This is a genomic window from Hungatella sp. SL.1.14, assembly GCF_024460495.1.
In the GTDB taxonomy this organism is placed as follows: domain Bacteria; phylum Bacillota; class Clostridia; order Lachnospirales; family Lachnospiraceae; genus Hungatella; species Hungatella hathewayi.
The window spans coordinates 1-296 of record NZ_JANFYJ010000418.1 but is presented as its reverse complement, the minus strand read 5'-3'; the positions used below and the strand labels follow the sequence as shown (position 1 = coordinate 296).

Genomic DNA, 296 nt, shown 5'->3' with positions numbered 1-296 from the left:
AATTACAAAAAGGGGAAAAGGTATTATTGTTAAGATCGGAAAGATTGGAAAAGGGTGATGGCTGTGAAAACGAGAAAAACAAGAGAGAAAAGACAGAAAAAGCGTTTTAGTATGGTCGATGTGCTTGTACAGAAAGGCAGATGGATCGAGAAGATTTTTGCCGTTGCGGTGATTCTTTCGGTGATATCTGCCTGTTTTGTGCATGTAAATTACGATTTGAGCAAATATCTGCCTGACTGGGCGCCTGCCAAGGAAGGCTTAAACCGGATGGAGGAGGAACTCGGTTATCCGGGAAC

Annotated in this window: 1 pseudogene; it reads left to right on the top strand. The window is 42.9% G+C overall.

Features of this window, described 5'->3' with window-relative positions:
- Positions 1-57: 57 nt before the first annotated feature.
- Positions 58-296 (top strand): annotated as a pseudogene (locus NE473_RS31640) (efflux RND transporter permease subunit); the annotation flags it as partial.